The organism is Luteimonas suaedae, from assembly GCF_008312895.1.
GTDB lineage: Bacteria > Pseudomonadota > Gammaproteobacteria > Xanthomonadales > Xanthomonadaceae > Luteimonas > Luteimonas suaedae.
In genome coordinates this window covers 57,170-83,838 of the sequence record NZ_VSSP01000007.1, presented here as the reverse complement: position 1 = coordinate 83,838, position 26,669 = coordinate 57,170, and the positions used below count along the sequence as shown (strand labels likewise).

Sequence of the window (26,669 nt, the reverse complement as noted above, 5' to 3'; positions counted from 1 at the left end):
CACCATAGCGCTTTATCCGCTGCACTGCGTCAATTGCCGCCCAACGGCAGCGACGGCAACCTTAAGGAACCTCTGAAACACCTCGACTCTTGATCGTCATTCCCGCCTTCGCGGGGATGACGGCAAATGTCAGGCATTCCCTGATGGGGCAGTAGCTGCTCTGGGTCGAAACTCGGGCAGCGGCCGACGAACGGCACCGAAATGCACCGCATCGACATCACGGTAGCGCTCGCGGTCAGCGCTCCGGCCGCGGTCGATCGATGCCCTGGATGCCGGCGATCTGGTCGGCCAGGAAGTCCACCAGCAGCCGCACGCGGGTGATGCCGGCGCGCTCCGGCACGATCAGCATGCTCAGCGGGACCGGCGGCAGCGAATAGTCGGGCAGGATCGCCTTCAGCCGGCCAGCGGCCAGGAGATCGCCGACGAGCCATTGATGGGTGGGCGCGATGCCGCGCCCGGCGACCAGCGCTTCGCGCACGGCGAGTCCATGGTCGACGCGGAAGCGTCCGCCGAAGGGCACCGCGTGGCGCGCACCGTCCGGGCCCTGCAGGGCGAGGGTGTCGCTGCCCGCCACGTTCGACATGCGGATGCCCTCGTGGCCGGACAGGTCCTGCGGGACCGTCGGCGTGCCCCGCGCCGCCAGGTAGTCCGGCGCCGCTACCAGCAGGCGCCGGGACTGGCCGAGGGTCCGCAGCTTCAGCGAGCTGTCGGCGAGCGGGCCCAGGCGCAGTGCGACGTCGACGCCCTCCCGCACCAGGTCGACGCGCGCATCGGTGAGGTTGAGATCGACGCCGATGTCGGGATAGCGGTCCTGGAACGCGAATACCAGGCGGCTGGCGTGCAGTACCCCGAAGGCCGCCGTGCAGGAGATCCGGACCATGCCGGCAGGCGCGCCGCGCGTGCCCCGCGCCTCGTCGCCGGCCTGCTCCACCATGCGCAGGATCAGGACGCAATGGGCGTGGTAGCGGCTGCCTTCGTCGGTCACCGTGACGCGCCGGGTGGTCCTGCTGAGCAGTGGCACGCCGACGGCCTCCTCGAGTTCGCGCAGGTGGCGGGTGACCGTTGATTGGCCGATGCCGAGCTCGCGCGCCACCGCCGACAGGTTCCCGCGCTCGGCGACGCGGACGAAGGTGCGCATGCGCTCGAGGGTGATGTCCGATTTATCCATTATTCGGAATGATCCTATGCATTGATACATCTATCGGATCGTGCGGGCGTTGTCTAGCGTATGCATCCCGTCACTGATCACCGATGTCCCCATGAACGTCCTGCTCGTCTTCGCGCATCCCGAACCCCGCTCCCTCAACGGCGCGCTCCGCGACATTGCCGTCCAGGCGCTCGAGGCCGAGGGCCACGAGGTGCGGGTATCCGATCTCTATGCCGACGGCTGGAAATCCGAGGTCGACCGGGCCGACTTCACCCAGCTGGCACCGGATGCGCGGCTGCGGGTGGCCGCGGCGTCCGCGGAGGCCTTCGCCGCCGGCGCGCTGACCGCCGACGTCCGCGCCGAGCACGAGAGACTGCTGTGGGCCGACGCCCTGATCCTGCAGTTCCCGCTGTGGTGGTACACGATGCCGGCGATTCTCAAGGGCTGGGTGGATCGGGTGTATGCGTACGGCTTCGCCTACGGCGTCGGCGAACACAGCGACGACCACTGGGGCGACCGCTTCGGCGATGGGACTCTTGCGGGCAAGCGCGCGATGCTGATCGTGACCACCGGCGGCTGGGAAACGCACTACGCCGCCCGCGGGATCAACGGGCCGATCGACGACCTGCTGTTCCCGATCAATCACGGCATCCTCTACTACCCGGGCTACGAGGTGCTTCCGCCGTTCATGGCCTACCGCGTCGATCGTCTCGACGACGCCGGCTTCGCGCGCGTCGCCGAACGCCTGCGCGAGCGGATGCGCACGTTCGCGACCACCGCGCCGATTCCATATCGGCGGCAGAACGGCGGCGACTACCTGATCCCGAGCCTGCAGCTCCGCCCCGGCCTGGGCGATCCGGATGCGGCCGGTTTTGCGCTGCACTTGGACGGCGCGGGCGCCGCCTGTTCGGGCCGCGTCGGCCGATCCCGTCGCGCTGTTCCGGAAGCGCCTTGAACCAAGCGCGTTACTGCCGCGGAAGCGAGGCGCCTCAGAACACCAGCGAGCGGTGCAGGGCGGTGCCGGCCATGACGCCATCGGCGCTGGCGAAGGTCGCGCTGTGGGCGCCGCGGGTGATGTCGCCGGCCGCGTAGACGCCGGCAACCGACGTCGCTTTCTGGTCGTTGGTGCGGACGATGGGGCCGAAGGGCGCCTCGTCCAGTTCGCAGTCCAGCTGTTCTGCGATCGCGCTGTTGAAGCGCGTGCGCGTGCCGATGTAGAGCGCGTCGAGATCCGCCATGCGCCCGCCGGCCAGTTCGATCGCGGAGAGTCCGGTGCCCGCGCCGTGCAGCGCCTTTACTGGTGCCGCCTCGATGGCAACGCCGCGTTTTTCCAGTGCGGCCAGCGCCGCCGCATCGGGCTCGGAAGCGCCATCGAGATACAGCGTCGTCGGCCCCCACTCCGCGATCAGCAGGGCCTGGTGAACCGACATCGGCGAGACGTGCAGCACGCCCAGCCGTTGGCTGCTGAACTCGAAGCCATGGCAGTACGGGCAATGGAGCACCGACTTGCCCCAGCGTTCGGCCAGGCCCGGAACGTCGGGCAGCTCGTCCGAGATGCCGAACGCCAGCACCAGCCGGGCGCCTTCGAGCACCTCGCCGTCCGCCAGCGCGACCGAGTAGCCATCCTCCTGCTTCACCGCGTTGACCGCTTTCCCGTCGATGAAATGCACCGTCGGATACGCCGCCACCTGCGCACGCGCGGTGGCGAGCATCGTGCCCGGCGCGCTACCGTCCTGGGTGAAGAAGCCGTGGGAGTGCTCGGAGAAGCGGTTGCGGGGCCGGCCGGCGTCGATGACGCAGACCGAGCGCCGCGCCCGTGCGATGTACATGGCGGCGGACAGCCCGGCGAAGCTGCCGCCGACGACGATGGCGTCATGCCGGTTCATGCGTAGCCCACCCATCCGCGGAAGGTGAACGCGGCGTAGAACAGGGCGATGTCGGAGAACCCGGCTTCGCGCAGGATCGCCCCGTCCGCTTCCGGGTCGAGCAGGTCCAGATGCGCCCCGACCGCCTTGCGCGCGCCCTGCGCCTTGTCCGGATCGGCGCCTGAGGCGATCGCGAACGCGGCGTAGCGCGACAGCCAGCGCCCGCGCTCGGCCGCGCCCTGCGGAAAGCTGGCATGCGCGGCCACGAACGGCGCGCCGGGCTTGAGCCGGCGCCGGATTTCGCTTGCGGTGCGTCGCCGTTCCTCCGGCGCCAGGAAGTGCAGGGTCAGCAGGCAGGCGGCCGCGTCGAACGGCCCGTCCGGCGCATCGTCGATGGTGCCCTCGTGCAGCCGCGCGCGCGACGCATGCGGCCCGAGCGTGCGCCCGGCGAGCTTCAGCATCTCGGCCGCCGGATCGACGCCGTCGAACGTCCAGCCCGGATGGGCCTCGGCGAACGCCTTCAGCTCGAGGCCGCCGCCGGCGCCGAGGACCAGCACGCGGGCGTTGGCGGGAGCGCGCTCCGCGAGCAGGACGGCGGCCATCCGGTGCAGGTCCGCGAATCCCGGCACGAAGCGCGGCGGGCCCTCGGCATAGCGGGCCACGGCCTGCGGGTCGGAGAACGGCGCCATCAGTTCGCTCATGCCGGTCACTTCCATCGCCGGGAATCCGTCGCGTCACGCCACATGTGCTGATTCCAGGTCGTGGTGGCCGCCGCGGACGGCGAAGCGCTCGTGGAAATCGGCACTCAACATCGCCAGCGTCACTTCGCCCAGGCGCGAAAGCAGCAGTGCTTCCGCCGCCTCGAACGTCTGGCCGAGGGCCGCATTCACCGCCTGCTCGACCAGGCAGCCGGGCGATTCGGTGCGGTTGCCCATGGCCAGCAGCGAGGGCCGCCCGAGCGCGTCGTAGACGTCGCGCAGCGTCACCTGCGACAGGTCGCAGGCCAACGTCCACCCGCCGCCATGTCCCTTTTCGGAGCGGACATAGCCTTGCTCGCGCAGGCCCGCCATGACCCGACGGATGACCACCGGATGGGTGCCCATCGCCAGGGCGAGGACCTCGGAGGTCACGGGGCCGTCGTGCTCGGCCATGTGCAGCAGGACGTGGAGCACGCCCGACAGTCGGCTGTCTCGCTTCATGGAACTTATGATGTTGCATGAAAGGGCGGAAGTCAATCGGCGCCGCCTACCCGTCGACGAACCAGACCTTGGAGATGCCCTCCGCCGTGATCGCGGCGACCTCCACGGGGGAGTCGGACAGGCCGGTGACGCGCTCGTGGTCGATGACCTTGTTGCCGAACACCATCCTGTCGATCAACTCGGCGTGCAGGCCCGGCAGGTTGAACCTGTGCCTGCGGTAGTGGTCCGCGAGGGCGGGCTTGCCCCGCAGAACTGGCGCGACGCCGGGTAGCCGGTAGACCAGCACATCGTCCGTGTACGCCTGCAGGAAGCGGGCGAGGTCGTGGTCGTTGTAGGCGTCGAGCTGCCGTTGAACAAAATCTGCCGGACCGGATTGTCTGGACATCGATGGCCTCACATGAAGGAATCCGCCAGCCGCGCGATGCCGCCCAGACTGCGCTTCCAGGCCGGCCGCGTGCGCCACGCCGCCAGCGACAGCTGTTCGGAATCGCGCAGGTACTCGGCCTCCACCTCGCGCATGCGCGCGACCACGGCGCGGTCGTAGCAGAGCAGGCCGATTTCGGCGTTGAGGGCGAACGAGCGCATGTCGAGGTTGATCGAGCCGAGCAGGGCGATGTCGTCGTCCACGCTCAGGTGCTTGGCGTGCAGGAAATGCGGCCGGTAGCGGGCGATGCGCACCCCGCAGGCGAGCAGTTCGTCGTACCAGGCCTGCTGCGCCCAGGCAGTCAGGCGCTGGTTGTTGCTGGCCGAGAGGATCAGCTGCACGTCCACGCCCGAGAGCGCGGCGATGCGCAGCGCGCTGAGGGTGGCGTCGTCGGGCACGAAGTACGGCGTGGTCAGCACCAGCTTGCGCTGCGCCAGGTGGATCACCGCGTTGACCACGTCGCGGGCGTTGGCGAACGGATAGGCCGGGCCGCTGGGCAGCAGCTGCACGGCGCTGTCGGCTGGCTGCATCGGCCGCGTGGCGGACACCTCCAGGATCTCGCCGGTCTCCAGGTACCAGTCGCTGGCGAACACCGCCTCCAGGTGCGCCACCGCCGGGCCGCGCACGCGCGCCACCAGCTCGCGATTGGGAAAGCCGCGCACGAACTCCGCTTCGGCCAGGTTCTGCGAGCCGACGTAGGCGACGTCGTCGTCGACCATGGCGATCTTGCGATGGTTGCGCAGGTCCATGCGCCCGCTGCGGCGCCAGCGCAGGCCGCCGGGCAGCATGTCGTGGACCTCGATCCCGGCCTTGCGCAGGCGCCGGGCGTAGCGGCGGAAGCCGCGCTTGGCGCCGACGGCGTCCAGCAGCAGCCGGATCTTGACCCCGCGCGCGGCGGCACGCTCGAGCGCGGCGACCACGGCCTCGCCGACGGCGTCGTCGAACATCAGGTAGTACAGCAGGTGCACGCGTTCGCGGGCGCCGTCGATGTCGTCGAGCAAGGCGTGCAGCGAGCCGTCGTAGTCGTCCAGCAGTTCCACCGCGTTGCCGCGCACCGGCATGAAGTCGCCCAGGCGCTCGACCAGCGGCGCCAGTTCACTTTGGGCGTCGCCCTCGGGCGGGGTCCAGCGCAGCGCCGCCTGTGGCGCCTGGCCCTCGCGGATCGCCTGCGAGGCCTGCGCCTGGCGGCGGACGCGTTCGCGCGACAGCCACGGATGGCCGAACAGCAGGTACAGCGGCAGCCCGGCCAGCGGCAGGAAGAACACCAGCAACAGCCAGCTGCGCGCCGCCGCCGGGGTGGTGCGGCTGGGAATCCAGGCGAGCGCCGCCAGGCGCACGGTCCAGTCCAATGCCAGCAGCCAGGCGCCGAGGGACAGTTCCCAGGTCATCGCGATGTCGCGGTCGCGGTGGTCATCGTGGCGATTGTGGGGTGCGGCCGGCTGGACGCAAAGCGGGGCCTATCTGGGAAATCCCCCCTTTGAAAAAGGGGGGCAGGGGGGATTTGCTTTTGCTCTTGCTCTGCCGGCCGCCTAAATTTCCCAACCCCCCTTTTTCAAAGGGGGCTTGGTCAGATGCACTGTAGGGGCGGGATGAAAAAAGCCCGCCTTGCGGCGGGCTTTTTCTGGATCCCGGCTTTCGCCGGATGACGTAGCGTTAAGCGGTGAGGCACTGGATCCCGGCCTGCGCCGGGATGACGTTCCGGCAAAGCCGCGCGCGTAGCGCGCGGGCCGGAACGTCACTTGATCTTGCCTTCCTTGTACGACACGTGCTTGCGGACGACGGGATCGTACTTCTTGATCTCCATCTTGCCCGGGGTGTTCTTCTTGTTCTTGTCGGTGGTGTAGAAGTGGCCGGTACCGGCCGAGGAGATCAGGCGGATCTTGTCGCGCTTGGAAGCCATGGGTCAGTCCTCCTCAGATCTTTTCGCCGCGTGCGCGGAGGTCGGCGAGGACGGAGTCGATCCCGTTCTTGTCGATGGTGCGCAGGGCCTTGGCGGAAACGCGCAGCTTCACCCAGCGGTTCTCGCTGGCAACCCAGAACCGGCGCTCGTGCAGGTTCGGGAGGAAACGGCGGCGGGTTCGGTTCATGGCATGCGAGACGTTGTTGCCGGTCGTCGTTCGCTTGCCGGTCACTTGGCATACTCGGGACATACGCACCTCGAGAAAATCGGTTGTGCCTCCCTTGGCCAGGGAAGCGTCGGCCCCCGGGTGTCGCCACCGCGGCGCGATACGGGTCTGGATTCGCTGCGCGGACCGGCCGGAGATCGCGCTTCCGAGCGGTTTCCGGGCCCCGCGACAGGCGGGCCGGACACAGCGAGCCGGGCATTATGTCGGGATTCCCCTTGTGCCGCAAGCACTTGGGCGCGCGGCCGGGGAGGTCGTCGGCACGCGGCGGGGCCGGCCGCCGTAGGAGCGCGCCATGCGCGCGATGCCGCGGGCATGGCGCCGCCCACGAACTCCGGTGCCCGGCGCGCCTGCCGGTCCCGCAGCGCGGTCTCCACCGGAGCCGGCCGGCCCCCGCGGCATCGCGCGCATGGCGCGCTCCTACGGGCACCTGCCTGGCAGGAGGCGATCGGCGATACGCTGGCGGCTCCGCCCAGGAGACGTCCCGATGGCCCGAACCGCCACCTGCCGCTGCGGCCGGCTGCAGCTCGCCTGCGAGGGCGAACCGGTGCGCGTGTCGGTCTGCCACTGCCTGGCCTGCCAGCGTCGCACCGGCAGCGCCTTCGGGGTGCAGGCGCGCTTCCCGCGCGAGCGGGTGGCGTTCGGCGAGGGGCCCGTTTCGGAATACGTCCGCACCGCCGACGGCGGCAACCGCGTCACCTATCGCTTCTGCCCGCCTGCGGCAGCACGCTCTGGTACACGATCGAGAACGCGCCGGACCTGATCGCGGTGCCGGTCGGCGCCTTCGCCGATCCCGGGTTTCCGGCGCCCGGGGTTTCGATCTATGAGGCGCGGCGCCATCCATGGCTGGCGTTCGCCGAGGAAGCCGGCGTCGAACACATCGATTGAGAGCGAACCAGCGGTTTGCGGTACCGCTCCCGCCCGGTCCGCGGGAGGGTTTCCGGTCCGACTCCGGGCCGAAGCCGGACCGAGGCATGCATAGGCAGCCGAAGTGCGTTCCGCCGTTTTCGACCGGCGCTTTCCGGTGCCGTGACTGCGCCGCTCAGGGCGCCTGCGTCTGGTCGTCCGCGGCCGCCGCGGCCGGCGTCGCCTTGCTCTCGGCAACGAAGGCGCGGATCTGCGACTCCAGCAGCGGGATCGGCACCGCGCCCTGCGCCAGCACCGCGTCGTGGAAGGCCTTGATGTCGAACTTCGGCCCCAGTTCGCGCTCGGCTTCCTCGCGCAGGCGCACGATCGCGATCTCGCCGAGCTTGTAGCTCAGCGCCTGCGCCGGCCAGGAGATGTAGCGATCGACCTCGGTGGTGACCTCGTGCTCGGACAGGGCGGTGTTGTCGCGCAGGAACGCCAGCGCCTGCTCGCGGGTCCAGCCCTTGTGGTGCACGCCGGTGTCGATCACCAGGCGCGCGGCGCGCCACATTTCGTAGGTCAGGCGGCCGAACTCCTCGTAGGGCGTCTCGTAGATGCCCATCTCCTGGCCGAGCTTCTCGGTGTACAGCGCCCAGCCCTCGCCGTAGGCGGAGATGTACTCGCCGCGGAATCCGGGCCAGTCGTCCTCGCGCTCGGCCACCAGCGCGCCCTGCAGCGCGTGCCCGGGTTCGGCTTCGTGCAGGGTCAGCGCCGGCAGGTTGTACAGCGGGCGCGACGGCAGGTCGTAGGTGTTGAGCCAGTAGGTGCCCCTGCCGCCGCGGCCGGCGGTCCAGTACGGGGCGATGTCGTCCGGTACCGGGATGATGGTGAAGCGCCCGCGCGGCAGGGTGCCGATGAACTTGCCGATCTCGCCGTCGACGCGCTTGGCGATCCAGGCGGCGCGGTGCAGCAGCTCCTCCGGGGTCTTGGCATAGAACTGCGGATCGGTGCGCAGGAACCGGAGGAAGGCCGCGAAGTCGCCGTCGAAGCCGGTGCGCTCGATCACCGTGTCCATCTCCGCGCGGATGCGCGCGACCTCCTCCAGGCCGATCGCGTGGATCTCTTCCGGCGACAGGTCCAGCGTGGTGTATTCGCGGATCTGCTGGCGGTAGAACGCCTCGCCGTCCGGCATCGCCTCGGCGGCCAGGGTGGTGCGCGCCTGCGGCACGTATTCCTCGCGGAAGAAGGTGAGCAGTTCCGCGAAGGCGGGGATCACCGCCTCGCGGATCGCGGCGCGGCCTTCGGCGCGCAGGGTTTCCTGTTCGGCGGCGGGGATCGACGCCGGCATGCGCTCGTAGGGCGTCCAGAAGTTCGCCTGTTCCGGATCCTCGAGCTCCGCGACCGTGGCGATCGATACGTCGCGGCCGTCGAGCACCGCGCGCGGCACGCTGAAGCCGCGGGCGAGGCCGGCGCGCATGTTGGCGACGTGCTGGTCGAAGTAGCGTGGTACGTCGCGCAGGCGCGCCGCATAAGCACGGTAGTCGTTGGGGTCCGCGAACGGCCGCCGGGTCATGAAGCCGAGGTTGGCCCAGAACGAGCTGTCGGAGTTGAACGGCATCTCGTAGGCGCGCACGCGGATGCTGGCGGCCAGGTTCTCGATCTGCGGGCGGTACACCGCGAGGTTGACGCGGTTCTCGGCCGAGAGCCGGGCCGGATCGATCGTGTCGAGCTGGCGCAGCACGTCCTCCCAGACCTGCAGTCGGCGCGCCTGGGCTTCGGCGCCGACGTCGGTCAGGCGGCGGTCGGCGGCTGCGACGGTGTCCTCGTCGTCGTGGCTGAACTCGGCTTCGCGCCAGGCCCATTCCTTCTCGTGGATCGCCTGGAATGCGGCGTCGGCGTCCGTGGGCTGCGCCCAGGCGGCGGGCGCGAGGAAAAGGAGTGCGAGCAGCAGGGCGGAGAGGGTGCGTTTCACGTGTTCGGATCCGTCGGCGGTACCAGCCGGCATCATCGCATCCAGGCGAATCCGGCGCGTGGGCCGGAAGTCGCAGGGGCCGAGAGCGGATCAGCTGTAGCCAGTAGTTGGTAGCAGCCGGAAAGCGTCCGGACCGTCATCCCAGCGCAAGCTGGGATCCACTTTGATCTTTGCCTTTCGATAAGCGAGAGCAACAGCAAATAGATCCCAGCTTGCGCTGGGATGACGGGCGGACGATGCTTTTCCCGATTCCCGATTCCCGATTCCCGATTCCCGATTCCCGATTCCCGATTCCCGATCAAGCGCGATCGCCGAAATACTCGCGGCACCAGGCCACCACCGGCGGCAGCCCGGTGGCGATCGGCGTCGACGGCTCGAAACCGAACGCGGCGTGCGCGCGGCGGGTGTCGGCCATGGTCTCGACCATGTCGCCGGGCTGCATCCCGCGATAGACCTTCTGCGCATCGCGGCCGGCGGCGCGTTCGATCACCGTGATGAAGGCCTCCAGCTCCACCGGTGTGTGGTTGCCGAGGTTGAACACCCGGTGCGGCGGCGTGTCCTGCGGCGGATGGTCGAAGGCGCCGAGCACGCCGGCAACGATGTCGTCGATGTGGGTGAAGTCGCGGCGCATGCGGCCGTGATTGAAGACCTCGATCGTACGTCCGGCCAGCACCGCGCGGCTGAAGATCAACGGCGCCATGTCCGGCCGGCCCCATGGGCCGTACACGGTGAAGAAGCGCAGACCGGTCGCGCGCAGGCCGTACAGCTGCGCGTAGGTATAGGCCATCAGTTCATTGGCGGCCTTGGTCGCGGCGTACAGCGAGCGCGGGCGGTCGATGCGCTGGTCCTCGGAGAACGGCGGCGTGGCCGAGTCGCCGTAGACCGAGGACGAACTGGCATACGCCAGATGCTCGATGCCGCGGTGCCGGCACAGCTCCAGCAGGTTGACGAAGCCGACCAGGTTGCTGTCGACGTAGGCATGCGGGTTCTGCAGCGAATAGCGCACGCCCGCCTGCGCCGCCAAGTGGATCACCCGGGTCGGCGCGATCTCGTCGAACAGCGCGGCCAGGCCGTCGCGGTCGCACAGGTCGAGCCGGCGGATGTCGGCATCGGCGCACAGCGCGGCGACGCGGTCGCGCTTGAGCTGCGGGTCGTAGTAGTCGTTGTAGCTGTCGAGCCCGACGACGGCTTCACCGCGCGCGGCGAGCGCGCGCAGGACGTAGGCACCGATGAAACCGGCCGCGCCGGTGACGAGAGTAGGCATGGGGGCGTGGGCGGTTGGGTGGCAGCAGCGGGCATGGTAACCGTGGAAGCGACGGTGACCCTGACTGGTCCTTCACCGGGCGTCGTGATTGCCGTCGCTCCCGTGGTGCTTCGTTTACAGGCCAAGGTGCGATTTTGAGCCCCTCTCCCTTTGGGGCGAGAGCGCGCGGCTTGCGCGCCATTGACGCGCGTGCGCTGGAGCGTCCGTTCCGCTGGCACGGACCGGGGCGCGGAGCGGGGGTTGGGGTGAGGGTACGGCGAAGCCGCGATGGTTCAGACCGCTGCCGCTTCGCCGTACCCTCATCCGGCGCCCCGACTAAAGCATTCGGGGGCAGGCTCTTCGGGCCACCTTCTCCCGGAGGGAGAAAGGAAATGCAACTGCCGCGTCCAGGCGGCGCATGCCTTGCCTTGACCAGTCCCGTTTCAGGACTCTTCTCTAAGGCCGACTCGCCGAATCAGCCGCGCTTGCCCCGCAGCCGCTCCAGCAGGCCATCCAGGGTGTCGAGGTCGCTGTAGTGGATCACCAGCCGGCCCTTGTTGCCGCGGCCGTGGGCGATGCTGACCTTGGCACCGAGGGTCTCGGCCAGTTCGTTCTCCAACGCGGCGATGTCCGCCTGCTGCGGTTTCGGCTTGCTGCCGGCCTTCTTGCGCGCCGGGATGCGGCCCTCGGCGAACTGCTGCGCGCGATGCTCGACCTCGCGCACCGACCAGCCGTGTTCGGCGGCCTCGGCCGCCAGCTTGCCCGCCAGCTCCGGCGACAGCGTCAGCAACGCGCGCGCGTGGCCCATCTCCAGCCGCCGCGCCTCCAGCAATGCGCGGATCGCCGGCGGCAGCTCCAGCAGCCGCAGCAGGTTGGACACCGCCGCGCGCGAGCGCCCGACCGCTTCGGCCGCCTGCGCATGGGTCAGCATGAATTCCTCGATCAGCCGCTGCAGCGCCTGCGCTTCCTCCAGCGGGTTGAGATCCTCGCGCTGGATGTTCTCGATCAGCGCCATCGCCACCACGGTGCGGTCGTCGACCTCGCGCACCACCACCGGCACCTCGGCCAGCCCGGCGCGCTGCGAGGCGCGCCAGCGGCGCTCGCCGGCGATGATCTCGAAGCGGCGGCCGCCGAGGTCGCGGACCACGATCGGCTGGATCACCCCCTGCGCGCGGATCGACTCGGCCAACTCGTTGAGCTTGCCCTCGTCCATGGTGCGGCGCGGCTGGAATTTGCCCGGCGTCAGCGCATCGACCGGCAACGTCTGCAGCGTGTCGGCCGCGGTGGCTTCCAGCACCGGTGCCGTCTCGGCGCCCTTGGGGCCGAGCAGGGCTTCCAGCCCACGCCCGAGGCCGCGCTTCTTGGCCGGGGCGGTCTTCTGTTTCGCAGCGGTCATGCCGCCTTCTCCTTGAGATCGCGTTCGCGCTGGCGCCGCACCACTTCGCCGGCAAGGCCGAGATAGGCGATCGCCCCGCGCGAGCCGCGGTCGTAGCCGACGATGCTTTGGCCGTGGCTGGGCGCCTCGGCCAGGCGCACGTTGCGCGGCACGATGGTGCGGAACACCTTGTCGCCGAAATGCCCGACGAGTTCGTTCGAAACCGCATTGGTGAGGTTGTTGCGCACGTCGTACATGGTACGCAGCACGCCTTCGATCTCCAGCGCCGGGTTGAGCCGGCCCTTGAGCGCGTCGATGGTCTGCAGCAGCGCGGTGATGCCTTCCAGCGCGTAGTACTCGCACTGCATCGGCACCAGCACCGAGTCGGCGGCGGTCAGCGCGTTGAGCGTGAGCAGCGACAGCGCCGGCGGGCAGTCGATGATGATGAAGTCATAGTTCGCGCGCAGCGGGTCGAGTGCGCGCTTGAGCCGCTGCTCGCGGCCTTCCTCGTCCATCAGCTCGATCTCGGCGGCGGTGAGGTCGGCATTGGCCGGCAGCAGGTCGAAGCCTTCCTCGGTGCGCACGATCGCGGCATCGGCGTGCTGCTCCTCGAGCAGCACGTCGCAGGTCGAGGCCGTCAGCTCGCGCTTGTCGACGCCGCTGCCCATGGTGGCGTTGCCCTGCGCGTCGAGATCGACCAGCAGCACCCGCCGCGGCGTGCCGGCCAGCGCAGCGGCCAGGTTGACCGCGGTGGTCGTCTTTCCGACGCCACCTTTCTGGTTGGCGATGGCGATGATGCGGGCCATGGGCTCCGGAACCTCGAGATGCGGGATGCCGGCCGCGAACCGGGGCCGGACCGGGGATTATGCAGGAGAGCCGCCACCGGGACAGGCCGCCGGTCGCCGGCGGCCGATTACGGCGATCGCCGCACCACCGCAAGATGACGCTCGGCCGCCAGCCCCGGCACCGCCAGCCGATGCAGCGCCTCCAGGTGCCAACCCGGCGGCAGGGCGGCGATCTCGGCGTCCGGCGGCGCGCCCTTCATCGCCAGCAGGCGGCCGGCCGGCGCCAGCAGGTGGCCGCCGACGGCCAGGATCCCGGGCAGGGTCGCCAATGCGCGGGCGGTGATGGCATCGAAGGCGCCGGGCGCATCGACCGCCTCCGCGCGCGACTCCAGCACGCGGGCGTTGTCCAGGGGCAGCGTCCGCACCGCCTCGCGCAGGAAGCGTGCCTTCTTGCCGTTGGATTCGACCAGCGTCACCTGCAATGCCGGGTGTGCGATCGCCAGCGGGATGCCGGGCAACCCCGGTCCGGTGCCAAGGTCGGCGAGGGTGCCGGTGGCGGCGAGGTACGGATGCATCGCCAGCGAATCGAGCAGGTGCCGCACCACCATCTGCCCGGGGTCGCGGATCGCGGTGAGATTGTAGGCGCGGTTCCAGCGCAGCAGCAGGTCGAGGTAGGCCAGCAGCGGCGTCGCAAGCGCCTGGTCGAGGCCGAGCGCGTCGAGGCCGGCGTTCAAGGTGTCGTGCAGCTGCGGGGAGATGGTGTCCGGCATCCTGCCATTGTAGGAGCGCGCCGCGCCAAGCAGCCTTTTTCGCCGCGGTGAGATCAGGCCCGTCGCCACGGGCAGTGCAAATAGGCAACCGAGCCTTTCGCAATGGGCTGACAAGATCAAGGGCTTGAAGCCTCGGTTATTCATTGGCGAAACCCGTGGCGACGGCCCGCTCCTCACCGCGACGGAAAGGACTGCTTGGCGCGGCGCGCTCCTACGGAATGCGCCAGGCCAGGGTGGCGAGATAGCCGGGCGCGGGCACGAATCCGTGCAGCGTCCAGTCGGCGGGCGCGCCGAGCGCCGGGTCGCAGGCCAGCAGCGCAAGGGCGCCGTCGCGCTCGCCGAATTCCAGCCGGTGCAGGCCGAAGGCGATGCCGCGGCCATAGGCCTTGAGCACCGCTTCCTTCGCGCACCACAGGCGCACGAAGGCAGCCTCGCGCCGTGCCGGCGCCAGCGCGGCCAGCCGGTCCGCCTCGGCGGTGGTGAAATAGCGCCGCGCCAGCTCCAGCGCGCGTGGCCGCGGCCGCAGCCATTCCAGGTCGCAGCCCAGGCGCACGTCCTCGCCCAGCGCCATCAACAGGCCGTCGCCGCTGTGGCTCCAGCTCACGTCGCGCGACTGCGGCGGCGCGCCGAACTGCGGGCGGCCGTGGGCGCTGCGCTGCAGGACCAGCGCCTCGGGCGCCAGACCCAGCGTGTCCTCGAGCCAGGTGCGCACCTGCGGCTCGGCGGCGTCGCCGCGCCGATAGGGCCGCCAGGCGCAGCGCACGCGCTCGAGCCGCAGTTGGCCGGGAGACAGGGACATGAAAACGGTTTGACCGGATCGTGGGGCCGCAGCGTAAGCTATCGGCGGGGAAGCGGCGAACGTCGCGAAGGCACAGCAGGAGGATGTGGCGCAGCCCGCCATGCAGCTCATCAGGATGTCCGCAGTCATCGCCAGCCAGCCATCGCCGTCCGCCCACCCCGGTCCTCGCCATCCGCTCGCCGTGGGCGATCCGTCGCGGATCCTGGCGATCGTCGGCGACCAGCGGATCACGCTCGGCACGTTCTTCGCCCAAGTACACGGCCTGGCCGCGTGCCTGCCGCACGCCGCCTGCGCGGTGAACCTGTGCGAGGACCGCTACCGCTTTCTGGTGGCGTTCTGCGCCGTCGCCTTGCGCGGACAGACGACGCTGCTGCCGCCGTCGCGCACCCGCGCGGCGATCGACGAGGTGCGCGCGCAGCATCCCGACAGCTATTGCCTCGGCGACTGCGCGCCGTGCGGTTGCGATGCGCCGTCGCTGTCGCCGTTGCCGCACTTCGTGCACATGCCCGATCCGCTGCCGCTCGCCGACGGGCCACCGCCGACGATCGACGATGCGGCGCTGGCGGCGATCGGTTTCACCTCCGGCAGCACCGGTGCGCCGACGCCGAACCGCAAGCGCTGGCGCGGATTCCGCGCCGGCACCGTGCAGAACCTCGCCGCGCTCGCCGGCCTGTGGCCGCGGGATGCGACGGCGGAGATCGTCGCCACGGTGCCGCCGCAGCACATGTACGGCATGGAGATGTCGGTGCTGTTCCCGCTGCTGGCCGGCGCCGCGGTGCATGCGGCGCGCCCGTTCTTTCCCGGCGATATCGCTGCCGCGTTGCGCCAGACGCGGGCGCCGCGCCTGCTGGTGACCACGCCGGTGCATCTGCGCGCGCTGCTGGAATCGACGGTCGCGCTGCCGCCGCTGGCCGGCATCGTCAGCGCCACCGCGCCGCTGCCGCAGGCGCTGGCGGTCGATGCCGAGGCCCGCTTCGGTTGCGAGGTGCGGGAGGTGTTCGGTTCCACCGAGACCTGCATCATCGCCCGCCGCCGCACCGCCCGCGAACAGGCCTGGACGCCGCTGCCCGGCGTGCGCCTGCATCCGCAGCCGGACGGCACCCAGGTCGACGGCGGACATCTCGATGCGCCGGTGACACTGGCCGATCTGGTCGAGCTGCAGACGGATGGCCGCTTCCTGCTGTGCGGTCGCCGCTCCGACCTGCTCGAGATCGCCGGCAAGCGTGCCTCGCTCGGCGATCTGACGCGTCGGCTGCTGGCGATTCCTGGCGTCGAGGATGGCGTGGTGCTGCAGCTGGACGAGTGCGATGCCGGCGGCGTGCGCCGCATCGCCGCGCTGGTGGTGGCGCCGGAGTTGGACGTGGCGGCGATCCACGCGGCCCTGCGCCGCAGCGTCGATCCGGTATTCCTGCCGCGGCGGCTGCGCCGCGTCGCCGCACTGCCGCGCAACGAGACCGGAAAACTGCCGCGCGCGGCGTTGCTGCGTCTGTTGCAGGGCGGCATGCAATAGCGACCGGCCTGCGGTATCAAGGACTTGCAGGCGGGCAGCGCCCCATGCCCGCGCCGGGTTTCCGCTGACGTCGCCATCACGTACGGCTGTTCAGACTGACTCCCGCCCCCACACATAGGGGAGGCGTCTTAAATCCCTTTCGTTACGCTAAGGAGTCCGGAGCATGGGCATTATCATCTGGTTGATCGTGGGCGGTATCGTCGGCTGGCTCGCCAGTTTGATCATGAAGACCGATGCGCAGCAGGGCATCATTCTCAACGTGGTGGTCGGCATCATCGGCGCCTTCATCGGCGGCTGGCTCATCGGTCCGTTGCTCGGCGCGCCCTCGATCAACGAAGGCATTTCGATCATGAGCGTCATCGTGTCGCTCCTCGGCGCCATCATCCTGCTGGCGATCGTCAACCTGTTCCGCCGCGGCCGCGTGCGCTGAAAGTCGCACCCAAGGTTCCGCGGTGACCAAAGGCCCGGCATTGCCGGGCCTTTGTTTTTGCGGCCGTGATTGGTGATTAATCCGTGATTGGTGATTCGTGATTCGTGATTCGTGATTAGTAGGAGCAGCCGCGCGGCGGCTTCTTGGCGTTTGCGAATCACCAATCACGAATCACCAATCACGGCTCTCAATAAAGTACCCGCGTGCGCAGCGTGCCCGGGATTGCCGCCAGGGCGCTCTTCAGGTCCGCCGCCTGTTTTTCGGATGCGGTGACGTCGATCACCACGTAGCCGACGTTGCTGTCGGTGCGCAGGTACTGGCCGTCGATGTTGATGCCGTGCTCGCGGAACAGGTCGTTGGCCTGCGACAGCACGCCCGGCACGTTGCGGTGGATGTGCAGGATGCGGCGGCTGCCCTCGTGCCCGGGCAGCGCGACCTCGGGGAAGTTCACCGCCGACAGGGTCGAGCCGTTGTCGCTGTAGCGGATCAGCTTGGCGGCGACCTCCAGGCCGATGTTGTCCTGCGCCTCCAGGGTGCTGCCGCCAACGTGCGGGGTGAGGATCACGTTGTCGAGCCCGCGCAGCGGCGATTCGAACGCTTCGTCCTTGCCCTTGGGCTCGACCGGGAACACGTCGACCGCGGCGCCGCCGAGGCGGCCGTCGCGCAGCGCCGCGGCCAGGGCGTCGATGTCGACCACGCTGCCGCGCGAGGCATTGAGCAGGTGCGCGCCGGGCTTCATCGCCGCGATCTCGGCGGCACCGAACATGCCTTGGGTGGCGGGCGTTTCCGGCACGTGCAGCGAAACCACGTCGCTGTGCGCGAGCAGCTCGTACAGGTCGGCGGCGGCGCGGGCATTGCCCAGCGACAGCTTGGCTTCGATGTCGTGGAACAGCACCTGCATGCCCAGCGACTCGGCCAGCACCCCGACCTGGGTGCCGATGTGGCCGTAGCCGACGATGCCCAGGGTCTTGCCGCGCACCTCGTGGCTGCCGGCGGCGGTTTTGGACCAGCCGCCGCGATGGCATTCGGCGTTCCTGCGCGGGATCCCGCGCATCAGCAGGATCGTCTCGGCGATCACCAGCTCGGCGACGCTGCGGGTGTTGGAGTATGGCGCGTTGAACACCGGGATGCCGGCCAGTTCCGCGGCCTCCAGGTCGACCTGATTGGTGCCGATGCAGAAGCAGCCGACCGCGATCAGCCGCCGCGCATGCGCCAGCACGTCCTCGCTCAACTGCGTGCGCGAGCGGATCCCGACCAGGTGCGCTTCGGCGATCGCGCGTTTGAGTTCGGCGTCGGGCAGCGACTTGTCGTGCAGTTCGATCTGCGAATAGCCGGCGGCCCGGAACGCGTCGACCGCGGTCTGGCTGATCCCTTCCAGCAACAAGATGCGGATGTCCTGCTTGGGATAGGAGGTCTTCGGGAGCGTCATCGCGGTGGTCGCGCGGCGGGAACGGGGATCGTGCACTATGCTTGGCGTGTCGCTGCATCGCAACAACGTGCCGCGCGTACCTGGCCTCCTCCGGCCGTCCTGCCCGCGTAGGCGGCATTCAAGGATGTTCCGCAACGGCGCTGATGTTGCGGGTACGACGGAACGGATTTGGGCCCACGTAGTCGGCAAGCGTATCCGCCATTTCTTCCTCAACACGACCGCTCCCGATGAACGACCCGCGTCTCGATGCCCTGCGCCAGGCCATCCCCGGCCTGCACCTGAAGACCGAGCCGGCCGACCTCGAGCACTACGGCCGCGACTGGACCCGGCGTTGGACGCCGGCGCCACTGGCGATCGCGCTGCCCGGCAGTATTGAGGAGGTGCAGGCGATCGTGCGCTGGGGCAACGCGCAGCGCGTGGCGCTGGTGCCGTCCGGCGGGCGCACCGGCCTGTCCGGCGGCGCGGTCGCGGCGCACGGCGAGCTGGTGGTCAGCCTGGAGCGGATGAACCGCGTGCTCGGATTCGACGCCGTCGAGCGCACGCTCACCGTGCAGCCGGGGATCGCGCTGCAGGCGGTGCATGAGGCCGCGGCCGCGCACGGCCTGCTGTATCCGGTCGACTTCGGCGCCCGCGGCTCCTGCTCGCTCGGCGGCAACATCGCCACCAATGCCGGCGGCATCCGCGTGATCCGCTACGGCAACACCCGCGAGTGGATTGCCGGCCTGAAGCTGGTCACCGGCACCGGCGATCTGCTCGAGCTCAACCGCGGCCTGGTGAAGAACTCCAGCGGCTACGACCTGCGGCATCTGGCGATCGGCTCGGAGGGCACGCTCGGCATCGTCGTCGAGGCAATGTTGAAGCTGACCGACCCGTCGCCGCCGGCGCAGACCATGCTGCTGGCGCTGCCCTCGTTCGAAGTGCTGATGCGGGTGTTCGCCGAATTCCGTGCGCGGCTGCGGCTGCAGGCGTTCGAATTCCTGACCGACCGCGGCCTGCGGCACGTGCTGGCGCACGGTGGCAATAATCCCTTCGACGACGTGCATCCGTATTACGTCGTCGCCGAGTTCGACGCCGCCGACGAGGTGCAGCAGGCCGCGGGCCTGGCCGCGTTCGAGGCGTGCATGGAGCAGGGCTGGATCCTCGACGGCGCCATCGCCCAGAGCCAGGCGCAGGCGCAGCAGCTGTGGCGCCTGCGCGAGGGCATCACCGAGGCGGTGGCGCGCTACCGGCCGTACAAGCACGACGTCGCGGTGCGGATCTCGGCGATGCCGGCCTTCCTCGCCGAGGCGCAGGCGCTGCTGGCCGAGGCCTACCCGCAGTTCGACGTGGTCTGGTTCGGCCACATCGGCGACGGCAACCTGCACATCAACGTGCTGCAGCCCGACGATCTCGCCGACGAGGCGTTCATTGCCCAGTGCGGCCGCGTCACCGAACTGCTGGCCGACCTGCTGCGGCGCCATGGCGGCAGCATTTCCGCCGAGCATGGCATCGGCCTGGTGAAGAAGCCCTATCTCGACAGCACCCGTAACGCGGCGGAGATCGCGGTCATGCGCGGCATCCGCCACGTGCTCGATCCGAACGGCGTGATGAATCCCGGCAAGCTGTTCGACTGAATTTCCGTTCCCTTTTCGCAAGTGCGCCCATGCGCACGAAGCCGAGGGATTCGGGATTCGAGAAAGCAGCATCATCCTGCCGATAGCCCGTCATCCGTCATCCCGGCGAAAGCCGGGATCCAGCTCTTGATGTACCCAAAAGGCTGGATCCCGGCTTTCGCCGGGATGACGAGCAAGGGCGTTACGCTTTCCCGATTCCCGATTCCCGATTCCCGATTCCCGATTCCCGATTCCCGATTCCCGATTCCGCAACATCGCGCGCTCCGCGAAAGCGCAGCGCGGGAACAAGAGCGGTACGCCGCGGACGGCGCACCGCCGATGCGAGGTTATTGCACCACCGCCAGCACCGAGACGCCGCGGTACGGCACGTCGCTGCGCAGGCGCAGGAACCAGGTGCCGGCCGCCGGAGCGGCGATCGTCACCGACTCGCTGTTACCCGCGTGCCGCGAAGCGCGGTCGTGGTCCTGTTCGGTCGGCACGCGTTCGCGGGCGGCGAACAGGTCGACGTTGCCGACGCCGCCGTAGCTGCGCAGGGTCAGGCTGCGCGCGCCGGCCGGCACCGCCACCTTGAACAGCAGGTCCTCGGCCGCCTCGCCGCCGCCGCCGTTAACCGGGACGCGGTTGGTCAGCGGCAGCGCCAGGTCACCCTCATCGAAGCCCTCCGCGGCCGCGACGGCGGCGCGTGCGGTATCGACGATACCGGTGCCGATGGGGCGGTTGCTCGGCGGCGCCTGGCCGAACGGCTTGGCGGTGCCCTTGAGCACCGCCTTGGCCTGGGCCGGGGTCAGCGGTGGATGCCCGGCGGCGACCGCGGCGCTCTGCATCAGCGCCACCGTGGCGGCCACGTGCGGCGCGGCCATCGAGGTGCCCGCTTGGCCGATCAGCACGTCGCCCTCAGGGCTGGCCACCGGCGAGGTCTGGCCGCTGTTGCCGGTCGACCAGATCCAGCCGGTGTCGTCGGGCTGCGCGCCGCCGCCGGGCGCCGCCAGGCTGACGTTGTGGCCGAAATTGCTGTAGTAGGTGATCGCGCCGTTGACGTCGGTCGCGGCCACGGTGACCACGCCGGCGCAGCTGGCGGGACTGTGGTTGGCGGCGTCCTGCCCCGAGTTGCCGGCCGCCACCACCACGGTCACGCCGCGGCCGAGGGCGGCATCGATCGCCGCCTGCGTGGCCGGATCGGCCGAACAGGCGTTGTTCGAACCCAGGCTGAGGTTGAGCACCTCGGCCGGGGTGGTGTTGTCGGGCACGCCGTCGACCCGGCCGCCCGACGCCCAGACGATGGCGTCGACGATGTCCGAGGTCAGCCCGCCGCAGTGCCCCATCACCCGCACCGGCTGTACCCGCGCGCCGTGGGCGAGGCCGGCGATGCCACGTCCGTTGTTCGCCACCGCCGCCACCGTGCCGGCGACGTGGCTGCCGTGCCAGGAGCTGGGGGCGATCGCACCGCACCAGCCGGCCATGCTCTGGTCGGTCCAGTCGCCGGGATCGCGGGCGTCGGCGTCGCGGCCATCGCCGTCGCCGGCGATGTCGGGGTAGGTTTCGCCATCGATCTGCTGGCCGTACCAGCTGACGAAGTCGTAGCCCGGCACCAGGTTGGCGGACAGATCAATGTGCTCGACGTAGCCGGTGTCGATCACCGCCACCACCACGCCCTCGCCGCCGGACACGTCCCAGGCCTGCGGCGCGTTCACGCCGCCGACCGGATGGTGCAGGTCCCACTGCAGGTCGGTGTAGCGCGGATCGTCCGGTACGGTGTCCAGCGTGGTCTTGAGATAGTCCGGCTGCGCGAAGGCGACCCCGGGGTCGAGGCGCAGGCGCGCCAGGAAGCGCTCGGCCTCCGCCGCGTCCAGCGGCCGCGAAGCGGCCACCACGTCGCCGCCCAGGGCCGTGCGGCGGAGGTGCCGCAGGCGCAGGCCCGCCGCGCCGGAGGCGGCCAACCCCGCGTCCGCGGCGGCGGCGTTGATCCTGCGTAGGGCCGTGGCCGCCGCGGGCCCGCCGCGGCCGGCATCGCGGTACTGGACGATGAAGCGGCTGAAGCGGGCCGGCTGCGGCGACTGCCGGCGCGGCGGCGGCGCATGGACGATGGTGCCGGGACTGCGCAGCGATGCCGGCGCGCGGGCGGCGGGCGAGCGGTCGTCCGCCGCGGACACGGCGGCGGTGGCGCCGAGCGTCAGCCCGGCGAGCGTGCGGAGAAACATGTGCATGGGAAAACCTCGTCGTGGGTCGGCGGTCCCGGCAAGGCCGGCACCGCATGGTTCGGAAGACGACGGCCGCGGCCTCCGCGGCCGTCGCGCGGTGGAGAACCGCGTTACAGGTCGAGACCGAAGCCGATGCCGGCCGAGCTCTCGTCGTTGGTGAAGGCGCCGCCCAGGCTGAACGAGGCGCGGTTGCCGATGGCCTTCGAATAGCCCACCGACAGCGCGCTCTCGCCGCCCTGCCAGCCGGCGCCCACCGCGATGCGTCCGCGCGGGCTGCGGCTGTTGGCGGCGTTGATCGACATGCTCATCATCGCCGTGCTCATCGCACCGATCTTGTCGATCCGCCGGTCCTGCTGGTCCAGGCGCCGGCCGACGTTCTGCTCCAGGCGCAGGAAGTCGTCGTTGAGCGCGGTGAAGCGCTGGTCGGTGTAGGCCTTGGCCGAGGACAGGGTGCGCGTGGACGCGACGTCCGTGTAATCGCGCGCCGAGTCCAGGGTGGCGGCGTCGCCGGCGTCCATCTGCCGCTTGTTGACGGCATCGGTCGCGGCCGTGCCGTCGGCGACGTTGCGCACGCGGGTGCCGCCCTCGCCTTCCAGAGTCAGCGTCGATTTGCCGTCGTCGTCGTAGTCGATCCCGCCGCCGCTGCCGGCCGGACCTTGCGGTCCCTGTGGTCCCTGCGGCCCCGGAGGCCCGGGCACCGGCTCGGTCCCGTCGATGGCGTCCTGCAGTCCGCTCAGGCGGCTGTCGATCGCGCTGAAGGTGGAGCCGATGTCGAAGTAGTCCTGCCCCTGGATGCGGTACGTGGGCAGGCCCAGCACGCCGTCGACGAGCGTGGCACCGCCGCCCAGCACCGGCGCGAACTGGCCGAGCTGGGCCACGTTGACCGCGTCGTGGTCCTGGGTGCCGGCGGCGACGTTGATGATCTGGCGCTGCATCGCGGCGTGCAGGGTGCCGTCGGAGGCGCGCCATTCGGCGCCGGCGCCCACCGAGACCACGTTGTCGCGATCGGCATGCGAGCCGGCGCCGAGCGCCACGCTGTTCTCGGCGAAGGCGGCGGCGTACTCGCCGATCGCCAGGCTGCGGTCGGCCCAGGCCTGGGCGTGGTGGCCGACGGCGACGGCGTTGACCGCGTCGGCCGGCTGGGTGACGCCGTCGCCGAGCGGGCTGGCGGCCATGGGGCCGTCCTCTTCCGGCGGGCAGATCCAGCAGGGGCCGCCGGGATCCTCGTCCGGCGGCTCCTTGGGCAGGTAGCCGCCGGTCTCGGCGTACTCGCCGATGGCGACGCTGCCGCTGCCGCGCGAGGCGGCCTGGAAGCCGGTGGCGACGGAGAAGTCGCCGTAGGCGTGCGAGCCGCCGCCCAGCGCCGCCGAGAGATACCCGATGGCCTCGCTGCCCGGGCCGATCGCGGTCGACAGCAGGCCTTCGGCGCGGGCCACGCTGCCCACCGCGGTGCTGTCCTGGCTGGCAAAGCTGCCCTGGCCGAACGCAGTGGCGCCGTAGCCGTCCGCATTGGCGCCGGCGCCGACCGCGGTGCTGCTCTCGCCCTCTGCGCGCGAGGCCACGCCCATTGCGGTGGCGCCCAGCCCATCGGCGTAGCTCCAGGCGCCGAGCGCCGTGGAGAATCCGCCGACCGCCTGCGCGCGCAGGCCCATCGCGACGGAAATGGGACCGGACGCTTCGGCCCCGGCACCGAGCGCCAGCGCCGCCAGGCCGTCGGCGCTGGCGCCGGGGCCGACCGCGGTGGCGTTCTCGCCGTTGGCCGAGGTCACCATCTCGATCATCGGCGCCGAACCGGAGTTGTACTCGGGCAGCACCGCGTAGCCGCCGATCGCCAGCGCCGAAGTGCCGCCGCTGCTGGTGCCGTAGCCGATCGCGGTGCTGAAGTCGCCGACCGCGGTGGATAGGTGCCCCAGCGCCAGCGACTCGGCGCCCAGCGCCAGGCTGCCGGCGCCGACGGCGGTGGCATAGTCGCCGAGCGCCAGCGCGTCGTCGCCGCCGTCCGGATCGCCGTTGGCCTGGAAGTAGCGTTCGGCGGCCTCGATGCTCTCGATGTCGGCGTCGGTGAGCGTCGCGGCGTCGGTGTCCCCGGTGCCGTCGGGCCCGTCGGGCGTTTCGGCCACGGGCTCGGCGAGGGATTTCGCCGCCGGACCGGGATCGCCGGCGACGGGCTGGGCCCAGGCAGACGCCGCGAAGGCCAGCGGTAGGGCGGCGCACATCGCCAGGACCAGGGTGCGGCGGCCGGCGAGAAAGGGGTCGGAACCGGAAGGCCGCGGCTGCCGGGCGGCCGCGGCCGCGATGCCGGCAGCCGCCGGCGGGGCCGAGAGAATCGACTTCATCGTGCTTGTGTCTCCGCGTTCGAGGAATCGCGGCGAACCGGTTGCCGATCCGTCCGCGGACGCGTCGGCGGATGCCGGGCGTACCGACATCGATCCCATGCCGCCTGGAGGGCGGCACTCCATTCCCGTGACTATTTCATTGCATCGACGAAAATCGCATCGGCATCAGGCGCTTGCATGGACACCGTCTCGGGTGGCAACAGCAGGAACGGGGCGATCGCGCGTTCCCCCGCCAGCCGTCGCACGTCCTGCAGCGCCGCCTGCCAGGCTTCGCGTTGGCCCAGCGCGTGATGCATGCGCAGCTGCAGCACGGCGGCGTCGAAGTCGTGCCGCGCCCACGGCGCCGTGCGACCGGCCAGCTCGGCCGCCTCGGACAGCCGCCCGAGCTTGATCAGCCAGGGCACGTAGCCGGCCGCCACTTCGACCAGGTCGCGCGGTGCGCCGGCACGGTCCGCTTCCGCCAGGGCCTGCCGATAGGCATGGTGCGCCGCGGCCTCGTCGCCGTCGCGCTGCAGTGCGATCGCCCGGAGCAGGTGGTCGGACAGAGACGGCTCGGCACCGGCCACCGCCTGTCCGGATGCCAGGCCGGGCAGCTCGGCGGCCAGCGCCGCCTGTTCGCGCCGCAGCAGCATCCAGTCGCGGATCGGTTCGGCCGCCGCCGGCCATTCCGCGAGGGCCGCGTCCGCCAGCCGCACCGCGGCGCCGGCGCGGGCGGCCTGCAGTGCCAGCTCGACCCGCAGCAGCGCCGCTTGCCCGCGCAGGAATTCGGTGGGGCGGCTGTCGGCTGCCGGCGCCGCCAGCAGGCGACTGGCCTCGCGCAGGCGGCCCAGGCGCAGCAGCGCCTGGGCGCGGCTCAGGTCGACCATGGCCCGCTGCGCGACGTCGCCGATCCGCGGGCGCATCGCCAATGCCCGCTCGCTGGCCTGCGCGGCCTCGGCGTTCTGCAGCAGCTGCAGGTGCGTGTCGACCACCATCGCGCGCGTGCTCGCCAGCTCGTTGATCGCCCCCAGCGACTCGAACGCGCGCGTGGCCGCGACGAAATGCGCCAGCGCCTGGTGCGGATGGTCGCGGCGGCGCTCCAGGTGGCCGAGGTTGGCGTCGATGCGGGCCGCGCCGACCGCATCGCCGATGCGCATGAGCAGGATCCGCGCGCGACCGAGGTCGGCCAGGGCGCCGTCGAAGTCGCCCAGGATCAGGCGGGTGATGCCGCGCCCGTTGAGCGCCTTGCCGGCCTCGGCCGGATGCCGCTGCGGATCGAGCAGGGCCACGGCGGCCTCGAAGTCGCGCTGCGCCTGGCGGTGGCGGTCCAGGCGGATGCGGTTGGCGCCGCGTGCGTTGAGCAGGTTGCCGCGGAACAGCGGATCGTCGCTGCCGGCCTGCGCCAGCAGCGCGTCCAGTTCGGCCAGCGAGCGCTCGTAGAGGCCGGCATGGAAATCCACCTGCGCCAGCCGGTAACGGAGTTGCGGTGTCTGCCGTTGCAGTTCCGGCGCCGTGCGCAGGAGCGCGCGCGCGGCGTCCAGTTCGTTGGCGAGGGTAGCCGCCTGCGCCCGCAGCAGGCGTTCGTGCAGGTCGGGCGGCGGCGCCTCGCCGTCGTCGGGCGGCGTCCGCCCCAGCGCCGCCAGCAGCCGGTCGCAGGCGGTCCGGGCGGCGCGGATGAGGTCCGCGTGCTCGGCGCGCGCGCGTTGGCTGATGCCGTCGTCGGCGGTCGCCGCCAGCGCCACTCGCCAGCGTCCTTGGCGATAGCTGGCATGGCTGTCGACCAGCCACTCGGCGCCGGAGCGCTGGCGCACGTCTCCGGGCCCGGCGCCGGCGGCCAGGCGCAGCGTGGTCTCGCTGGGCGGCACCGGCAGGCCGGCGCGGCGCAGGCGGTCGGCCAGGTAGTCCATCAGCCCGATCCGCGCCCATTGCGTGTCGTCGGGGCCGTCGATCCGGCTGGGCAGCACCACGACGGCGGCGCGTTGCGGGGCGGCCGCGGCGGCCTTCGGCGCCACGGCGGGCGCCGCTGGTGCGCGCAGCAGCGGCCGTGCGGCGAGGAGGGCGAGGACGGCCACGGCGGCTGCGAGCAGCACCGCCGCTCCGCGGCGGCGTGCCGTACCGGATCTCGGCTGCGATTGGATGACGGGCAGGCGAGCGGTGGCCGGCGCGTCGGTCGCGATCGCGGCCGGCTCGGCTTCGCCGCCGGGTGCGTCGGCGAGCGCCTCGGCCGCGCCGACCCAGCGGAACCCGAACCTCGGTACGGTGCGGATGTGCCGCTGGCCCTGGCCGTCGTCGCCCACCGCCCGCCGCGCACGCAAGACGATCTGCCCCAGCTGCGCGTCCGACACGTCCGGGCGTCCGAAGAGCGTCGCCACCAGTTCGTCGCGGCCGACATCGCGATCGCGATGCGCAAGCAGATGCGCCAGGCAGTCGAAGGCCCGCGGCGACAGCCGCACCGGGACGCCGGCGCGGGCAAGCTCGCGCTTGGCGACGTCGAGGACGAAATCGTCGAAACGGTACGCGGTCATGGAGGCAGGGGCGACGGTGCCATCCGCCGTCGGGGCCGCACCATCCTAGCGCCGCGGGAGAGCGAGCGCCGCCGGTCCGGCCCCGGCGTCCGCTCGCCGGA

The 26,669-nt window shown here is 70.9% G+C and carries 23 protein-coding genes; 5 read left to right on the top strand and 18 right to left on the bottom strand.

Features of this window, described 5'->3' with window-relative positions; all coding sequences use genetic code 11:
- Positions 1–235: 235 nt before the first annotated feature.
- Positions 236–1,168 (bottom strand): LysR family transcriptional regulator, encoded by a 933-nt coding sequence (locus FXO19_RS11920; protein ID WP_149195326.1) that lies wholly within the window; start codon positions 1,166–1,168, stop codon positions 236–238.
- A gap of 91 nt (positions 1,169–1,259) precedes the next feature.
- Here FXO19_RS11920 and FXO19_RS11915 point away from each other — a divergent pair, with 91 nt between their 5' ends.
- A complete protein-coding gene (locus FXO19_RS11915; RefSeq protein WP_149195325.1) occupies positions 1,260–2,102 on the top strand; it encodes an NAD(P)H-dependent oxidoreductase in 843 nt (280 codons plus the stop codon).
- A 34-nt stretch (positions 2,103–2,136) separates the two neighbouring features.
- On the opposite strand, the gene FXO19_RS11910 is transcribed toward FXO19_RS11915, so the two are convergent.
- The 7 genes from FXO19_RS11910 to rpmB form a co-directional block, all read right to left on the bottom strand.
- Complete coding sequence (locus FXO19_RS11910) at positions 2,137–3,033, bottom strand: NAD(P)/FAD-dependent oxidoreductase (protein WP_149195324.1); 897 nt, start codon at positions 3,031–3,033, stop codon at positions 2,137–2,139.
- Complete coding sequence (locus tag FXO19_RS11905; RefSeq protein ID WP_223115499.1) at positions 3,030–3,701, bottom strand: class I SAM-dependent methyltransferase; 672 nt, start codon at positions 3,699–3,701, stop codon at positions 3,030–3,032. Before FXO19_RS11905 ends, FXO19_RS11910 begins: the two co-directional genes overlap by 4 nt.
- Before the next feature lie 45 nt (positions 3,702–3,746).
- Entirely contained in the window at positions 3,747–4,211 is a 465-nt protein-coding gene (locus FXO19_RS11900; RefSeq protein WP_149195323.1) for an Rrf2 family transcriptional regulator, read from the bottom strand.
- Positions 4,212–4,257: 46 nt separating this feature from the next.
- The gene (locus tag FXO19_RS11895; protein ID WP_149195322.1) at positions 4,258–4,596 is read right to left on the bottom strand and encodes a nuclear transport factor 2 family protein; all 339 of its coding nucleotides are present in this window, start codon (positions 4,594–4,596) and stop codon (positions 4,258–4,260) included.
- 8 nt (positions 4,597–4,604) lie between these two features.
- Complete coding sequence (gene cls, locus FXO19_RS11890; protein WP_149195321.1) at positions 4,605–6,023, bottom strand: cardiolipin synthase; 1,419 nt, start codon at positions 6,021–6,023, stop codon at positions 4,605–4,607.
- Positions 6,024–6,370: 347 nt separating this feature from the next.
- Entirely contained in the window at positions 6,371–6,535 is a 165-nt protein-coding gene (gene rpmG / locus FXO19_RS11885) for a 50S ribosomal protein L33 (protein ID WP_149195320.1), read from the bottom strand.
- 13 nt (positions 6,536–6,548) lie between these two features.
- Positions 6,549–6,785, bottom strand: a complete 237-nt coding sequence (gene rpmB / locus FXO19_RS11880) for a 50S ribosomal protein L28 (RefSeq protein ID WP_149195435.1) — start codon at positions 6,783–6,785, stop codon at positions 6,549–6,551.
- A 460-nt stretch (positions 6,786–7,245) separates the two neighbouring features.
- Between rpmB and FXO19_RS11875 the strand changes: the two genes are divergently transcribed.
- Positions 7,246–7,521 carry a GFA family protein gene (locus FXO19_RS11875; protein WP_255516393.1) on the top strand — a complete coding sequence of 92 codons (276 nt, stop codon included), beginning with the start codon at positions 7,246–7,248 and terminating at the stop codon, positions 7,519–7,521.
- Positions 7,522–7,800: 279 nt separating this feature from the next.
- On the opposite strand, the gene FXO19_RS11870 is transcribed toward FXO19_RS11875, so the two are convergent.
- The 6 genes from FXO19_RS11870 to FXO19_RS11840 form a co-directional block, all read right to left on the bottom strand.
- On the bottom strand, positions 7,801–9,609 hold the full coding sequence (locus FXO19_RS11870) for a DUF885 domain-containing protein (protein WP_425481469.1): 1,809 nt from the start codon (positions 9,607–9,609) through the stop codon (positions 7,801–7,803).
- A 265-nt stretch (positions 9,610–9,874) separates the two neighbouring features.
- A complete protein-coding gene (locus tag FXO19_RS11865; RefSeq protein WP_149195318.1) occupies positions 9,875–10,840 on the bottom strand; it encodes an NAD-dependent epimerase/dehydratase family protein in 966 nt (321 codons plus the stop codon).
- Positions 10,841–11,294: 454 nt separating this feature from the next.
- Positions 11,295–12,215 carry a ParB/RepB/Spo0J family partition protein gene (locus tag FXO19_RS11855; RefSeq protein WP_149195317.1) on the bottom strand — a complete coding sequence of 307 codons (921 nt, stop codon included), beginning with the start codon at positions 12,213–12,215 and terminating at the stop codon, positions 11,295–11,297.
- The gene (locus FXO19_RS11850) at positions 12,212–13,000 is read right to left on the bottom strand and encodes a ParA family protein (RefSeq protein WP_149195316.1); all 789 of its coding nucleotides are present in this window, start codon (positions 12,998–13,000) and stop codon (positions 12,212–12,214) included. The genes FXO19_RS11855 and FXO19_RS11850 overlap by 4 nt, the downstream gene beginning before the upstream one ends.
- 107 nt (positions 13,001–13,107) lie before the next feature.
- Entirely contained in the window at positions 13,108–13,749 is a 642-nt protein-coding gene (gene rsmG / locus FXO19_RS11845) for a 16S rRNA (guanine(527)-N(7))-methyltransferase RsmG (RefSeq protein WP_149195315.1), read from the bottom strand.
- A 211-nt stretch (positions 13,750–13,960) separates the two neighbouring features.
- A complete protein-coding gene (locus FXO19_RS11840) occupies positions 13,961–14,548 on the bottom strand; it encodes a 4'-phosphopantetheinyl transferase family protein (RefSeq protein ID WP_149195314.1) in 588 nt (195 codons plus the stop codon).
- A 127-nt stretch (positions 14,549–14,675) separates the two neighbouring features.
- Here FXO19_RS11840 and FXO19_RS11835 point away from each other — a divergent pair, with 127 nt between their 5' ends.
- Positions 14,676–16,058 carry an AMP-binding protein gene (locus FXO19_RS11835; protein WP_187775771.1) on the top strand — a complete coding sequence of 461 codons (1,383 nt, stop codon included), beginning with the start codon at positions 14,676–14,678 and terminating at the stop codon, positions 16,056–16,058.
- Between the two features lie 163 nt (positions 16,059–16,221).
- Positions 16,222–16,488: a GlsB/YeaQ/YmgE family stress response membrane protein gene (locus FXO19_RS11830; protein ID WP_149195312.1), complete on the top strand. Its 267-nt coding sequence runs from the start codon at positions 16,222–16,224 to the stop codon at positions 16,486–16,488.
- Positions 16,489–16,675: 187 nt separating this feature from the next.
- Here FXO19_RS11830 and serA read toward each other — a convergent pair whose 3' ends face one another.
- Entirely contained in the window at positions 16,676–17,917 is a 1,242-nt protein-coding gene (gene serA, locus FXO19_RS11825; RefSeq protein WP_149195311.1) for a phosphoglycerate dehydrogenase, read from the bottom strand.
- A 227-nt stretch (positions 17,918–18,144) separates the two neighbouring features.
- Between serA and FXO19_RS11820 the strand changes: the two genes are divergently transcribed.
- The gene (locus FXO19_RS11820) at positions 18,145–19,530 is read left to right on the top strand and encodes an FAD-binding oxidoreductase (protein ID WP_149195310.1); all 1,386 of its coding nucleotides are present in this window, start codon (positions 18,145–18,147) and stop codon (positions 19,528–19,530) included.
- Between the two features lie 326 nt (positions 19,531–19,856).
- On the opposite strand, the gene FXO19_RS11815 is transcribed toward FXO19_RS11820, so the two are convergent.
- The 3 genes from FXO19_RS11815 to FXO19_RS11805 all read right to left on the bottom strand — a co-directional run bounded on the left by FXO19_RS11815 (position 19,857) and on the right by FXO19_RS11805 (position 26,568).
- Entirely contained in the window at positions 19,857–21,734 is a 1,878-nt protein-coding gene (locus FXO19_RS11815) for a S8 family peptidase (protein ID WP_149195309.1), read from the bottom strand.
- 104 nt (positions 21,735–21,838) lie between these two features.
- Positions 21,839–24,064, bottom strand: a complete 2,226-nt coding sequence (locus tag FXO19_RS11810) for a hypothetical protein (protein ID WP_187775752.1) — start codon at positions 24,062–24,064, stop codon at positions 21,839–21,841.
- A gap of 131 nt (positions 24,065–24,195) precedes the next feature.
- Complete coding sequence (locus FXO19_RS11805) at positions 24,196–26,568, bottom strand: winged helix-turn-helix domain-containing protein (protein WP_149195307.1); 2,373 nt, start codon at positions 26,566–26,568, stop codon at positions 24,196–24,198.
- Positions 26,569–26,669: the final 101 nt, after the last annotated feature.

Excerpts from the sequence above, each read along its gene's own strand:
- FXO19_RS11815 (WP_149195309.1), bottom strand. The coding sequence starts at position 21,734 with ATGCACATGTTTCTCCGCACGCTCGCCGGGCTGACGCTCGGCGCCACC.
- FXO19_RS11900 (WP_149195323.1), bottom strand. The coding sequence starts at position 4,211 with ATGAAGCGAGACAGCCGACTGTCGGGCGTGCTCCACGTCCTGCTGCAC.
- FXO19_RS11895 (WP_149195322.1), bottom strand. The coding sequence starts at position 4,596 with ATGTCCAGACAATCCGGTCCGGCAGATTTTGTTCAACGGCAGCTCGAC.
- FXO19_RS11855 (WP_149195317.1), bottom strand. The coding sequence starts at position 12,215 with ATGACCGCTGCGAAACAGAAGACCGCCCCGGCCAAGAAGCGCGGCCTC.
- FXO19_RS11920 (WP_149195326.1), bottom strand. The coding sequence starts at position 1,168 with ATGGATAAATCGGACATCACCCTCGAGCGCATGCGCACCTTCGTCCGC.
- cls (WP_149195321.1), bottom strand. The coding sequence starts at position 6,023 with ATGACCTGGGAACTGTCCCTCGGCGCCTGGCTGCTGGCATTGGACTGG.
- FXO19_RS11870 (WP_425481469.1), bottom strand. The coding sequence starts at position 9,609 with ATGCCGGCTGGTACCGCCGACGGATCCGAACACGTGAAACGCACCCTC.
- FXO19_RS11810 (WP_187775752.1), bottom strand. The coding sequence starts at position 24,064 with ATGAAGTCGATTCTCTCGGCCCCGCCGGCGGCTGCCGGCATCGCGGCC.
- FXO19_RS11910 (WP_149195324.1), bottom strand. The coding sequence starts at position 3,033 with ATGAACCGGCATGACGCCATCGTCGTCGGCGGCAGCTTCGCCGGGCTG.
- rsmG (WP_149195315.1), bottom strand. The coding sequence starts at position 13,749 with ATGCCGGACACCATCTCCCCGCAGCTGCACGACACCTTGAACGCCGGC.
- FXO19_RS11850 (WP_149195316.1), bottom strand. The coding sequence starts at position 13,000 with ATGGCCCGCATCATCGCCATCGCCAACCAGAAAGGTGGCGTCGGAAAG.
- FXO19_RS11875 (WP_255516393.1), top strand. The coding sequence starts at position 7,246 with ATGGCCCGAACCGCCACCTGCCGCTGCGGCCGGCTGCAGCTCGCCTGC.
- FXO19_RS11840 (WP_149195314.1), bottom strand. The coding sequence starts at position 14,548 with ATGTCCCTGTCTCCCGGCCAACTGCGGCTCGAGCGCGTGCGCTGCGCC.
- FXO19_RS11865 (WP_149195318.1), bottom strand. The coding sequence starts at position 10,840 with ATGCCTACTCTCGTCACCGGCGCGGCCGGTTTCATCGGTGCCTACGTC.
- serA (WP_149195311.1), bottom strand. The coding sequence starts at position 17,917 with ATGACGCTCCCGAAGACCTCCTATCCCAAGCAGGACATCCGCATCTTG.
- FXO19_RS11830 (WP_149195312.1), top strand. The coding sequence starts at position 16,222 with ATGGGCATTATCATCTGGTTGATCGTGGGCGGTATCGTCGGCTGGCTC.
- rpmG (WP_149195320.1), bottom strand. The coding sequence starts at position 6,535 with ATGGCTTCCAAGCGCGACAAGATCCGCCTGATCTCCTCGGCCGGTACC.
- rpmB (WP_149195435.1), bottom strand. The coding sequence starts at position 6,785 with ATGTCCCGAGTATGCCAAGTGACCGGCAAGCGAACGACGACCGGCAAC.
- FXO19_RS11915 (WP_149195325.1), top strand. The coding sequence starts at position 1,260 with ATGAACGTCCTGCTCGTCTTCGCGCATCCCGAACCCCGCTCCCTCAAC.
- FXO19_RS11805 (WP_149195307.1), bottom strand. The coding sequence starts at position 26,568 with ATGACCGCGTACCGTTTCGACGATTTCGTCCTCGACGTCGCCAAGCGC.
- FXO19_RS11820 (WP_149195310.1), top strand. The coding sequence starts at position 18,145 with ATGAACGACCCGCGTCTCGATGCCCTGCGCCAGGCCATCCCCGGCCTG.
- FXO19_RS11905 (WP_223115499.1), bottom strand. The coding sequence starts at position 3,701 with ATGGCGCCGTTCTCCGACCCGCAGGCCGTGGCCCGCTATGCCGAGGGC.